Origin of the sequence: Micromonospora humidisoli (assembly GCF_016900955.1) — a bacterium.
Classification (GTDB): domain Bacteria; phylum Actinomycetota; class Actinomycetes; order Mycobacteriales; family Micromonosporaceae; genus Micromonospora; species Micromonospora wenchangensis.
Window position 1 is genome coordinate 255,288 of record NZ_JAFEUO010000003.1, and the last position, 12,454, is coordinate 267,741.

Consider the following 12,454-nt stretch of genomic DNA (forward strand, 5'->3'; position numbering starts at 1 on the left):
GTCGGCTGAGATCCGAGGGACACCTCCTTGACCGCAGCGGCCCACCCGGTAGTCTCGCCCGCCACGACGGGCGAGCGGCCCGGCGTACGTTTGTCGCGGTCCCGGCGTAACGCCGAACTGTCCCTGCTGGTGCTGGCGATGGTGCTGGTGGCCGCGTACGGGGCGATCGTCGAGGCGAACCTGCTCGACACCGTCACCCGCGACTTCTGGATGCCTGCCGCCGCGCTCGGGCTGGTCTTCCTCGGGATGCACCTGGTGATCAGGTGGCGGGCGCCGTTCGCCGATCCGGCCCTGCTCCCGGCGGTCGCCCTGCTCAACGGCATCGGGGTGGGCTTCCTGCGCCGGCTCGACCTCGGCAAGGCCGCCCCGGCCGAGCGCGAGACGCTCGCCATCTTCGCCGGCACCGGCGGGCGGCAGTTGGCCTGGACGCTGGCGGCGGTGATCCTGGCCGCCGGCCTGCTGGTGCTGATGCGCGACCACCGGGCGGTCTCCCGGTACGCGTACACCCTGGGGTTGGCCGGCATCGTGCTGGTGATGATCCCGGCGGTGTTGCCCGGCCGGTTCTCCGAGATCAACGGCGCGAAGCTGTGGATCAGGGTGGGCGGGTTCAGCATCCAGCCCGGTGAGTTCGCCAAGCTGGCGCTGCTGGTCTTCTTCGCCTACTACCTGGTCCGCAAGCGTGAGGTGCTCTCACTGGCCAGCCGCCGCATCCTCGGCATCGACTTCCCGCGCGGGCGGGATCTCGGCCCGGTGCTCGGGGTGTGGATGATCAGTCTGCTGGTCCTGGTCTTCGAGAAGGACCTCGGCACCTCGCTGCTCTACTTCGGCATGTTCGTGGTGACCCTCTACATCGCCACCGAACGGGTCAGTTGGCTGCTGATCGGTCTGGTCCTCTTCTTCGGCGGCGCCTACCTCGCGTACGTGCTCGGCGGCACGGTGGGTGGGCCGTTCGCCAACTTCTACACCCGTGCCGAAATCTGGCTCGACCCGTTCGCCGAGCCGTACGACCGGGGTTACCAGTTGGTGCAGGGGCTGCTCGGCCTGGGCAGCGGTGGCCTGTTCGGCTCCGGGCCGGGCGCCGGGGAGCCGCTGGAGATCCCCGAGGTGCAGAACGACTTCATCTTCGCCGGCATCGGTGAGGAGATCGGCCTGTTCGGGTTGACCGCCCTGCTGGTGGTCTACCTGCTCATCGTCGAGCGGGGGCTGCGGGCCGGGCTGGCGGTGCGGGACTCGTTCGGCAAGCTGGTCGCCGGTGGGCTCGCCTTCACCCTGGGCCTGCAGGTCTTCGTGATCGTCGGCGGGATCAGCAAGCTCATCCCGCTGACCGGTCAGACCACCCCGTTCCTGTCCGCCGGTGGCTCGTCGCTGATGGCGAACTGGCTGCTCATCGCGGTGCTGCTGCGCATCTCCGACGCCGCCCGGCGGCCGGTGGCCCAGGGCGGCGGCCCGGCGGGCCGGCCCGGTGGCGGGCCGCCGGAACAGCTGCACGGTGCTCCCACGGAGGTGATCCGCCCGTGAACGCGCCCCTGCGCCGCGTCGGCGTCGTCGTCATGGTCCTGTTCGGGCTGCTCTTCGCCAACCTGAACTGGATCCAGGCGTACAAGGCGGACGAGTACCGCAACAGTGACTACAACGGCCGGGTCCAGGTGGCCGAGTACGAGCGTCGGCGGGGCAACATCGAGGCCGGCGGTACCGCCGTGGCCACCAGCAAGGAGACCGGCGGCAAGCTGAAGTTCCAGCGCACCTACCCCGGCGGGTCGAAGTACGCGCACGTGCTCGGCTACAAGCCGGTCAACCTGGGCGACACCGGCATCGAACGGCTGGAGAACGACTTCCTCGCCGGCACCAGCGACGCCCTGCTCGGCAACCGGATCAAGGACATGTTCACCGGCGACGAGAGCGGTGGCGGCAACGTGCTGCTGAGCATCTCCAAGCGCGCCCAGGACACCGCCTACGAGCAGTTGCGTAACAACCGCAACGGGGTCAAGAAGGGCGCGGCGATCGCCATCGACCCGCGTACCGGTGCGATTCAGGCGCTCGTCTCGATGCCCGGCTTCGACCCGAACCCGCTGGCCGACCACGACACCAACGTGGCCTCGGCGGCCTACAACAAGTACGAGCAGGACCCGGACGGCCCGCTGAAGAACCGGGCGCTGTCGGAGGTCCTGCCGCCCGGCTCCACCTTCAAGATCGTGATCGCCGCCGCCGCGCTGGAGAACGGGGTCGGCAAGGACACCGAGATCCCGGCCGGGGCGAGCTGGACCCCGCCGACCTCGGGCACGCCGATCCGCAACGCCGCCGCGTCGATCTGCCCGGAGGCGCAGGTCACCCTGATCGACGCGGTCACCGAGTCGTGCAACACCGGCTTCGCCCAGCTCGGCGTCCGGCTCGGCGCGGACACGGTGAAGGAGAAGGCCCGCCAGTTCGGCTTCGAGCAGGACGACCTCACCGTCGGGCAGCTCGGCGAGGGGGGCCTGCCGGTGGCGGCCAGCCGCACCGGCGACATGCAGAACCCCGACGGCGGCACCGACCCGGCCGCGCTGGCCCAGTCCTCGATCGGCCAGAACAACGTGCGGATGACCCCGTTGCAGGGGGCGCTGATCGCCGGCTCGGTCGCCAACAAGGGCCGGCAGATGCGTCCCTACCTGGTCAAGCAGCTGCTCGGGCCGGACCGCACCACCAGCTACTACAACGCCCAGCCCCGGGAACTGCGCCAGCCGGTCAGCGGCCAGGTCGCCGACGACCTGCGGGACATGATGGTCAGCGTGGTGAGGAACGGCACCGGCAGTTCGGCGGCCATCGAGGGCTACACCGTCGGCGGCAAGACCGGCACCGCCCAGTCCGCCCCGGACCGGCCCGACCACGGCTGGTTCATCGGCTTCGCCCTGGACAAGAACGGCAACGCCGTCTCCGCGGTCTGCGTGGAGCTGGAGCAGGCCGGCAGCGGCGGCAGCGCCGAGGCCGCCCGGATCGGTGGCAAGATCATGCAGGCGGCCATCGCCGATGCGGGGGGCCGCTGACATGCTCAGCCCCGGGGTGCAGCTCGGCAACCGCTACCGTCTCGACGAGCGGATCGCCAGCGGCGGCATGGGCGACGTCTGGCGCGGCACCGACCAGGTGCTGGGCCGTACGGTGGCGGTGAAGAGCCTGCTCCCGGCGCTGCTCGACGAGCCCGGCTTCGCCGAACGCTTCCGCGGCGAGGCGCGCACCATGGCCACCATCAACCACCCCGGCGTGGTCGACGTGTACGACTTCGGCAGCGACCAGCAGATCGCCTTCCTGGTCATGGAGTACGTCGAGGGTGACGCCCTGTCGGCGACGCTCAGCCGGGTCGGCCGGCTCACCCCGGCCCGGACGATGGCCCTGCTCGCCCAGGCCGCCGACGCGCTGCACGCCGCCCACGAGAAGGGCATCGTGCACCGCGACGTCAAGCCGGGCAACCTGCTCGTCCGGCCGAACGGCACGCTGGTGCTCACCGACTTCGGCATCGCCCGGTCCGAGCTGGTCGGCCAGCTCACCGCCGCCGGGTCGGTGCTCGGCACCGCCTCGTACATCTCCCCCGAGCAGGCCACCGGCGCCACCGCCACGCCCGCCTCCGACGTGTACGCGCTCGGTGTGGTGGCCTACCAGTGCCTCGCCGGCCGGCGGCCCTTCGAGGGGGACAACCCGCTCGAAATCGCGATGAAGCACGTGCGGGACACTCCCCGGCCGCTGCCCGGCGACATTCCGCCGCAGGTCAAGGCGATCGTGGAGCGGGCAATGGCCAAGGAGCCGGGCCACCGCTGGCCGAGCGCCGCCGCCCTGGCCTCCGTCGCCCGGCAGGCCAAGCAGGCCCTCTCCCAGCAGGCCCGCGCCGGTAACGGTGGGCATCCCGGCCCGGTCTCCGGTGGCCCGGTCTCCGGGGCACCGGCCTCCCCGGCCGGCCCGATGGCCCGCGCCCAGGTGCCGGGCGTACCCCGGCAGCAGCCCGGCGTGCCGGCGCACCCGCACCGGCCGGCGGTGAGCGGGCAGGCGCGGCCCCCGGTCGGTGGGCAGGCCCGGCCGCCGATGGGTGGGCAGGCCCGGCCGCCGGTCGCGGCCCGGCACCCGCAGCCGCCGGTGACCCCGCAGCGTCCGCCGGTCCAGGCCACCCCGATGACCCGGCCCTATCCGCAGCAGCTCCGGGGGGCGGCCTCGGTGCCGCCCGCCCAGCTGCGCGCCGACCGGCCCGTGTACGCCCGACAGCCCCTGCCACCCCCCGCCCCACCTGCCCGTTCCCGGTCCGGCATGGTGACCCTGGCGATTCTGCTGGCGGTGCTGGTGCTGGTCTGCTCCGGTGTGCTCGCCTACGCGGCGCGGCAGCGGACGAGCACCGGCGACCCCGGTACGTCGGGCACGACGTCCGGCGCGCTGAGTGCCCTCGGACGCGACGATCCGGCCGGGACGTCGTACCGTCGGGTGGTACGGCTCGGACCGGATGCCGGCGAGACGACGACGAGCGAAGGACGACGAACGCGATGACAGCCCAGGCCCGCCTGCTCGGTGGCAGGTACCAGGTCGGCGAGCTGCTCGGTTACGGCGGCATGGCCGAGGTGCACCGCGGTCGGGACCTCCGGCTCGGTCGGGACGTCGCGATCAAGATGCTCCGGACGGACCTGGCCCGGGACGCCACCTTCCAGATGCGGTTTCGTCGGGAGGCGCAGAACGCCGCCTCGCTGAACCACCCGGCGATCGTCGCCGTCTACGACACCGGTGAGGAGACCGCCCCGACCGGGGAGACCCTCCCGTTCATCGTGATGGAGTTCGTGAACGGGCGGACCCTCAAGGAGGTCCTCGGCGTCGAGGGGCGGCTCCAGCCGCGCCGGGCGCTGGAGATCTGCGCCGACATGTGCGCGGCCCTGGAGTTCAGCCACCGGCACGGGATCATCCACCGCGACATCAAGCCCGGCAACGTGATGCTCACCCAGACCGGCCAGGTCAAGGTGATGGACTTCGGCATCGCCCGCGCGCTGGCCAGCGGTGCCACCACGATGACGCAGACCAGCGCGGTGATCGGCACGGCCCAGTACCTCTCCCCCGAGCAGGCGCGCGGTGAGGCCGTCGACGCCCGCTCCGACGTGTACGCCGCCGGCTGCGTGCTGTTCGAGCTGGTCTGCGGCCACCCGCCGTTCGTCGGCGACAGTCCGGTCAGCGTGGCGTACCAGCACGTGCGGGAGGCCCCGCCGACGCCGAGCGACATCAACCCGGACGTCACCCCGGCGATCGACGCGATCGTGCTCAAGGCACTGTCGAAGAACCCGCTCAACCGCTACCAGAGCGCCGGTGAGATGCGGGCCGACCTGCTCCGCGCCGCCGCCGGCCGGCCGGTGATGGCCACCCCCGTCCTGAGCCAGGACGAGACGACCCCGATGGCCGCGGCGGCGAGCGGCTACCCGACCCAGGTGGTCGGCCAGCAGACCCGGCAGATTCCGGCCCGGGTCGGCGATCCGCAGCGGCGCAAGAGTTCGGCCTGGGTGATCGCGGCGTTCGCGGCGGTCGGCGTACTGGCGGTGATCGCCCTGGTCGCGGCGCTGCTGATGAACGGCCAGGAGCCGAAGAAGAGCCCGGTGCCCAACCTGGCGGGCAAGACGCAGGACGTGGCGTTCGCCGAGATCCGCAATTCCGGCCTGGTGCCGGCGACCGGCGACCAGGTCTTCGACAGCACCTGCAAGGTGGGCACGGTGGTCAGGCAGGACCCGCCGGCCGGCACCGCGCTGGAGGAGAACGGCCAGGTGACGGTGAGCCTCTGCGGCGGCAAGCCCGAGGTCAGCATCCCCAACGGCCTCAAGGGCAGCAAGGTCGAGAGCGCCGAGACCCGGCTCAAGGACGAGAAGTTCAGGGTCAAGGTGGTGACGAAGGACAGCGAGGAGAGCGAGGACATCGTCCTCGACGTCGCCCCGCCCGAGGGCGAGAAGGTGCCGGAGGGCACCGAGGTGACCCTCACCGTCTCCCGGGGCAACGTCCGTGAGGTGCCGGACGTCAAGGACCTCAGCCAGACGGAGGCCACCCGGACCCTGGAGAACGCCGGTTTCAAGGTCAACCCGGAACTCGGTTCGGAGGTTCCGGCCGACGAGGCCGGCAAGGTGCAGAGCCAGAACCCGAAGGCCGGCACCAAGAAGGCCAAGGGAAGTACGGTCACCATCGTGGTGAGCGTGCCGGAGGTGACCGAGTCGCCGACGCCGCCGACGCCGACCACGCCGGCGCCGACCACCACGCCGCCCGGTGACGGCACGGGGGGCGGGTTCCCGCTACCCACCCCACCGTTCCGCAGCAACGACGACTGACCCGTATCGCCCGTCGTGCCGGGCCCGGTCCGTAGGGGCCGGGCCCGCCTCTTCCGGGAGCCACGGCGGGCGCGGGTCGGGACGGACATCCGTCGGGGACGGCGGTCACGGATCTGCCGACGGGACGCGGCGGACACGACGGGAGCCGGCGCGGCGACCCGTCAGAGGGTGGCGAAGGCGGCCCGGCGGCGGGCGTCGACCTCGGCGGCCAGCTCCGGGGCGCGTTCCAGCGCCTCCGGGTGGCCGCAGGCGGCGACCCAGTTGGCCAGCATCAGGTGGCCGCCCTCGGTGAGCACCGACTCCGGGTGGAACTGCACCCCCTCGATGGGCAGCGTCCGGTGCCGCATCGCCATCACCACACCGGAGGCCGTCCAGCCGGTGATCTCCAGCTCGTCGGGCAGCGTCTCGGGTAGCACCGCAAGCGAGTGGTAGCGGGTGGCGGTGAACGGGTCGGGCAGGCCGGCCAGCACCCCGACCGAGTGGTGTCGAACCTCGGAGGTCTTGCCGTGCAGCAGCTCGGGCGCCCGGGTGACGGTGCCGCCGAACGCCTCCCCGATCGCCTGGTGGCCCAGGCAGACGCCGAAGATCGGCAGCTCGCCGGCGTACCGGTGGATGACGTCGAGGCAGATGCCGGCGCGGTCCGGGCTGCCCGGCCCTGGCGAGAGCAGGATGCCCGCCGCGCCGACCCGGCCGACCTCGGCGACGTCGATCTCGTCGTTGCGCCGGACCTCGCACTCCACGCCGAGCTGCCCCAGGTACTGCACGAGGTTGAACACGAAGGAGTCGTAGTTGTCGATCACGAGGACACGCATGGGCTCACCGGCTTGGGGAGGGGGCGGGTGGGGTGTTGTTCTGGTCGGTGTCGTACGGCAGGTCGTGCCCGTCACCGGCCGGCGCGTCCGGGTCGACGGCGGAGTCGCCGCCCGGATTGCCGGAGTCCTGGGTGACCTGCACGTCGTCGAAGGGCAGCAGCGGCTCGGCCCAGGGGAACACCACGTACCAGAGCAGCGCCACCGTCGCGGTGGCGATCAGCACCGAGCCGAGCAGCTTGCCGGGCAGCCCGAAGGGCAGCTTGCGCCAGATCCAGGAGTACATCGCCGTCAGCCCTCGAGCTCCGGCGGGGGCCCCTGCGACTTGGGCTGCGTACGGTCGAGTTCGGCGTGGACGATCAGCCGCTGGTAGTTGTCGAACTTCGGGTTGCAGGTGGTGAGGGTGAGCAGTTTGCGGGTGGGTTTCACGTTCGGCTTGCCGGGCACCGGGGCGACCACCTCGACCTGGTCGGGGCGGACGATCTGGGACTGGTACACCTTGTAGACGTACCAGTCCTGCTTGCCCTCCAGGAGGATCGCGTCGCCGGTCTTCAGCTCGTCCAGCCGCCAGAAGGTGGCCCGGTTGCGGTGCCCGGCGACGGAGAAGTTGCCCACCTCGCCGGGGAGCGCGCTCTTCGGGTAGTGGCCCGGGGCGTAGCGGATGTCCTCCTGGGTGACGCCCTCGACGACCACCCAGTTCTTGTCGAGGCTGGGGATGTAGAGCCCGGCGATCGGCTGGCCCTCGGCCGGGGCGACCGCCTTGGCCGGGCCGGTGGGGCTGACTGTGGGGTCGCCGGTCGGGCCCCACGCCTGGGCGAGCTGCTTGTTGAGCTTGCTCTGATGGGCGTCGACCAGGGCCGACTTGCCCCAGATCTCGTAGCCGGCGAAGAGGAGCACCACCAGGCCGAAGGTGATCAGCAATTCGCCGCTGACCCGGACGCCGGTTCGCAGCCGGGAGGCGAAGGTGGGCCGGGTCAGCTCCGAGTAGACGCTCTTGTAGCCCTCCCCGGTCTGTTCCGGGCGTAGCTGCACCACCCGTTCACCGCGGCGGGGCGGGGGTGGGGGCGGGACGGGGTCGCCTGACCCGTCGGGTTCGGGGGCCGGTGGCACCGCCCCCATCAGCGCGGTGGAGTCGAGCGCCGGGCTGGTCGGCCGGGCCGGCAGCACCGGGAGCAGCGCCGTCGCCGCCGGGTCGACCGTGCGGTCCGGCTGCCGGCCGGTGGGCGCGGGTGGGGTGGGGCGGCCCGGCCAGGCGGGCGGCGGCTGGCGGTTGGGCAGCACCGGTGCGGGCCAGGGGCCGGCGGCCTGCGGACGGGCGGTTCGCGGGTCGGCGGTATGCGGACGGGCGGTCTGCGGGCCGCCGGCTTGCGGGCGGGCGGGGGCGGGCGGCGTGGACCGGTCGACCGGGGGGAGGAAGGCGGTCGGCCCGTCGTGCTGGTCGCCGCGGCGCGGGTCCCCGCCCTGCCGGGTCATCGCGGCACCGTCGCCGATCGCAGCGCCGTCGAGTCCTCGAACGCGGGCACGCCGACAGAGCCGACGCGCTCGGAGTAACCGAGCTGGTAGTGGTCGACCGCCTGCTTGAACAACCCGACTCCCTGAGAGCCGGCGAGGGCCTGCTGGAGGGCAGCGGGATCGCCGATTGCTACGATCTTGAATGGTGGCGAGTACACCCGGCCGTGCAACAGCAGGGTGTTACCGACGCAGCGTACCGCGCTGGTGGAGAGCACGCGGACGTTCATGATGGACATGGCCTCCGCACCTCCGGCCCAGAGCGCGTTGACCACCGCCTGCACGTCACCCTGGTGGACGACCAGGTCGTCGTTGGTGGCGCCCTTGGGTAACGTGCCGTCACTGCGCCTCGGGGCGTCGTTCAGTTCGACGGTCACCCCGGGCCCGGCGAGCGGGGTGAACCCGGCCGCCTGCTGGATCGCCTGGGCGCGGTCGCGCTGTTCCTTGATCGGTTCGTCGGTGTCGGCCAGGGTTGCCGTCTCGCCCTCGACGTCGGCGCGCAGCCGGGCGGCCCGCAGCTCGCTTTCGGCCACCTGCTCCCGGCGGTCCTCGATGAGCTGGGTCAGCTGGGGTCGGCGGTCCTCGCGCAGGGCGGTGCCGCCGGCGGTGGTCGCCGTGGTGGTGAAGAGCAGCCCGGCCGCGGCGGCGATCAGCGGCACGCCCACCGACCAGCCCGGCCGGCGCTGCCGGGGGCGTCGTGGCAGGAAGGCGGCGACCGCCCGGCGCATGGCCTTCTGCCAGGACGCGGCACCGGATGTGTACTCCACCGAGCGTTCCTCTCCCGTCGTGTGGTGACGCCCGTCACGACCCGGGACGGTCACCGGCATCGCGTCGACCCGCCCGAATCCGGTCACCGTGGGCACCGGATCGACCCCATTCATGGCCTGGAGCGGCCTTCCGGACTACGCTAGCTGTCGAACATTATTGGCCATGGACCGTCGCCCCCGCGCCCGGTTGTCAGGCCGGACGAGGTCGTCACCCCTCTGGAGAGCGTCGTGCCCAAGTCTCAGGTCCGTAAGAAGAAGGTGTACACCCCGCCGACGGACGTCCGTCCGACGACGACGGCGGCGACGCGCAAGCCTAGCCCGGTGTGGCTGCCGGCGACCGCTGTCGCGCTGATCGTCGGCGGCATCGGCTGGCTGGTGGTCTACTACCTCTCCGAGCAGGAGTACCCGGTCGCCTCGTGGGGCTACTGGAACCTCGCGGTCGGTTTCGGCGCGATGGTGGGCTCGCTGGTCCTGCTCTCCCGCTGGCGTTGAGCGCGGCGCTCCGCCGCGTCCCGCGACACGTCCCAGGTCACCCCGGACGGCCCCAGCCCGGCGCTTCGGCGTCGGGAGCCCTATGGTGTCCGCAGGGCGGCGTGGCCTGGTGCGAGAAGATTCACGTTACCGTCGGGTAACTTTCGCGTAGGCTGCACTGCATGACCGAGCGGAGCGAGGTCATCGACCGGTCCGGTCGGGGGTGCGGCGGCAGCACGCCGGCCACCCCCTGAGCCGGCCCCCGGTCGCCGAGCCGCTCGACAGGCAGCAGACCGGGAGGCCAACTCGATGGGTAGCGTCCAGATCGTCACCACGGTCCTCGCCGCCGCCATCACCGCCGTGGCGGTGTGGCTCGCGGTGCGCGCGGTGCTGAGGATGGTGGCCGTCATCCGGCTGGGGCAACCCGCGCCGGAACGGTTCGCCGACAAGGGCACCCGGGCGAAGACGATGCTGGTCGAGACGGCCGGCCACACCCGGATGCTCCGGTGGGGTGTGGTGGGGGCCGCGCACTGGTTCGTGATGGTCGGCTTCATCGTGCTGTCGCTGCTCGTGCTGGAGGCGTACTTCGAGGTCGTCTCGCCGACCGGCGGCCTGCCGCTGATCGGCGGCCTCGCCGTCTACGGCCTGGTCACCGAGGTGATCGCGGTGCTCGGCACGATCGGCATCGTAGTGCTGATCGCGATCCGGGTCCGCAACCGGCCGACCCGTCCGGGCGGGCGTTCCCGGTTCACCGGCTCCACCATGTGGCAGGGCTACTTCGTCGAGGCGGTCGTCCTCGCCGTGCTGATCATGGGGTTCGTGATCCGCGGCTTCAAGGTCGCCACCGACCACTTCGAGTACCCGGTCTGGGCCACCCCGGTCAGCCACGCCGTCGGCGCGCTGCTGCCCGCCTGGCCGGCCGGGGTCAGCGTGGCCGCCCTCATCAAGATCGCCATCTCGATGACCTGGCTGATCGTCATCGCGTTGAACGTGACGATGGGCGTCGCCTGGCACCGCTTCCTGGCGTTCTTCAACATCTTCTTCAAGCGCGAGCCGGCCCGGCCCGCCGGCTCCGGGCTCGGCCCGCTGCGCCCGATGACCAGCCAGGGCAAGCCGCTCGACTTCGAGGAGGCCGACCCCGAGAAGGACCAGTTCGGCGTCGCCCAGGTCGAGCAGTTCACCTGGAAGGGCCTGCTCGACTTCAGCACCTGCACCGAGTGCGGGCGGTGCCAGTCGCAGTGCCCGGCCTGGAACACCGGCAAGCCGCTGTCGCCCAAGCTGCTCGTGCTCAGCCTCCGCGACCACGCGTACGCCAAGGCGCCCTACCTGCTGGCCGGCGGCGGCAAGGACCTCACCGGCGAGGAGAAGGCCACCGCGGCGCAGCTCGCCCACCTCGACGTGCTCACCCTCGCCGAGGCCGAGAAGCCGCTGATCGGCGACGCCGAGGCCGGTGGCGTCATCGACCCGGACGTGCTGTGGTCCTGCACCACCTGCGGGGCCTGCGTCGAGCAGTGCCCGGTCGACATCGAGCACGTCGACCACATCGTCGACATGCGGCGCTACCAGGTCCTGATCGAGTCGAGCTTCCCGTCCGAGGCCGGCGTGATGCTGCGCAACCTGGAGAACAAGGGCAACCCGTGGGGTGCCCCGCAGAACACCCGCGAGGACTGGACCAAGGGGTTGGGCTTCGAGGTGCCCCGGGTCGGCGAGGTCGACGACTTCGAGTACCTGTTCTGGGTCGGCTGCGCCGGCGCGTTCGAGGACCGGGCCAAGAAGACCACCCGGGCGGTGGCCACCCTGCTGAACGAGGCGGGCGTCTCCTTCGCCATCCTCGGCGAGGGCGAGACCTGCTCCGGTGACCCGGCCCGGCGGATCGGCAACGAGTTCGTCTTCCAGATGCTCGCCCAGCAGAACGTCGAGACCCTCAACGAGGCGTTCGAGGGCCGGGAGCAGGCCAAGCGCAAGATCGTCGCCACCTGCCCGCACTGCTTCAACACCCTCGGCAACGAGTACGGCCAGCTCGGCGGCGAGTTCGAGGTGGTCCACCACACCCAGCTCCTGGCCCACCTGGTCAGCACCGGCCGGCTCACCCCGGTGCAGCCGGTCGACGGCGGCGTCACCTACCACGACCCCTGCTACCTGGGCCGGCACAACCGGGTCTTCGCCGCCCCCCGGGAGGTGCTCGGCAGCGCCCTCAACGGTGGCGGCGGGGCCGGCTCCGACCTGATCGAGATGCCGCGCAACAGCGAGCGCTCCTTCTGCTGCGGTGCCGGCGGCGCCCGGATGTGGATGGAGGAGAAGATCGGCAAGCGGATCAACGTGGACCGGGTCGAGGAGGCCATGTCCACCGGGGCGCGGACCGTCGCCGTCGGCTGCCCGTTCTGCTCGACGATGCTCAACGACGGGGTCAACGGCAAGGGCGCCGGCGAACAGGTCGAGGTGGTCGACGTGGCCAGCGTGCTGCTGCGCTCGGTCAGGCCGGACACCGCGCCCGGCGAGAAGCAGACCGCGCCGACCGCCGGCTGAGGCCGTACCGCCGCCGGGGCGGACGCACGACGGCGGTGGCACCCCACCCGGTGCCGCCGCCGCAGCGGCC

At 72.0% G+C, this 12,454-nt stretch carries 9 protein-coding genes and 1 pseudogene; 6 read left to right on the top strand and 4 right to left on the bottom strand.

Annotation, left to right across the window (positions count from 1 at the left end):
- Positions 1–27 precede the first annotated feature (27 nt).
- The 4 genes from JQN84_RS11845 to pknB are packed head-to-tail and all read left to right on the top strand — an operon-like array spanning position 28 to position 6,302.
- Complete coding sequence (locus tag JQN84_RS11845) at positions 28–1,518, top strand: FtsW/RodA/SpoVE family cell cycle protein (RefSeq protein ID WP_372445970.1); 1,491 nt, start codon at positions 28–30, stop codon at positions 1,516–1,518.
- Positions 1,515–3,020 carry a peptidoglycan D,D-transpeptidase FtsI family protein gene (locus JQN84_RS11850; RefSeq protein ID WP_204958423.1) on the top strand — a complete coding sequence of 502 codons (1,506 nt, stop codon included), beginning with the start codon at positions 1,515–1,517 and terminating at the stop codon, positions 3,018–3,020. Before JQN84_RS11845 ends, JQN84_RS11850 begins: the two co-directional genes overlap by 4 nt.
- A gap of 1 nt (position 3,021) precedes the next feature.
- Entirely contained in the window at positions 3,022–4,500 is a 1,479-nt protein-coding gene (locus tag JQN84_RS11855) for a serine/threonine-protein kinase (protein ID WP_204958937.1), read from the top strand.
- The gene (pknB, locus tag JQN84_RS11860; protein WP_204958424.1) at positions 4,497–6,302 is read left to right on the top strand and encodes a Stk1 family PASTA domain-containing Ser/Thr kinase; all 1,806 of its coding nucleotides are present in this window, start codon (positions 4,497–4,499) and stop codon (positions 6,300–6,302) included. Before JQN84_RS11855 ends, pknB begins: the two co-directional genes overlap by 4 nt.
- 161 nt (positions 6,303–6,463) lie before the next feature.
- Here pknB and JQN84_RS11865 read toward each other — a convergent pair whose 3' ends face one another.
- The 4 genes and pseudogenes from JQN84_RS11865 to JQN84_RS11880 form a co-directional block, all read right to left on the bottom strand.
- On the bottom strand, positions 6,464–7,114 hold the full coding sequence (locus JQN84_RS11865; protein ID WP_204958425.1) for an aminodeoxychorismate/anthranilate synthase component II: 651 nt from the start codon (positions 7,112–7,114) through the stop codon (positions 6,464–6,466).
- A gap of 4 nt (positions 7,115–7,118) precedes the next feature.
- Positions 7,119–7,397, bottom strand: a complete 279-nt coding sequence (locus tag JQN84_RS11870) for a hypothetical protein (RefSeq protein ID WP_204958426.1) — start codon at positions 7,395–7,397, stop codon at positions 7,119–7,121.
- A gap of 5 nt (positions 7,398–7,402) precedes the next feature.
- Positions 7,403–8,542, bottom strand: a pseudogene (locus JQN84_RS11875) (class E sortase); the annotation flags it as partial.
- Between the two features lie 38 nt (positions 8,543–8,580).
- Positions 8,581–9,387 (bottom strand): DUF881 domain-containing protein, encoded by an 807-nt coding sequence (locus JQN84_RS11880; RefSeq protein WP_204958428.1) that lies wholly within the window; start codon positions 9,385–9,387, stop codon positions 8,581–8,583.
- Positions 9,388–9,615: 228 nt separating this feature from the next.
- Between JQN84_RS11880 and JQN84_RS11885 the strand changes: the two genes are divergently transcribed.
- Positions 9,616–9,879, top strand: a complete 264-nt coding sequence (locus JQN84_RS11885; protein ID WP_204958429.1) for a cell division protein CrgA — start codon at positions 9,616–9,618, stop codon at positions 9,877–9,879.
- Between the two features lie 288 nt (positions 9,880–10,167).
- Complete coding sequence (locus JQN84_RS11890) at positions 10,168–12,384, top strand: (Fe-S)-binding protein (protein WP_204958430.1); 2,217 nt, start codon at positions 10,168–10,170, stop codon at positions 12,382–12,384.
- Positions 12,385–12,454 lie beyond the last annotated feature (70 nt).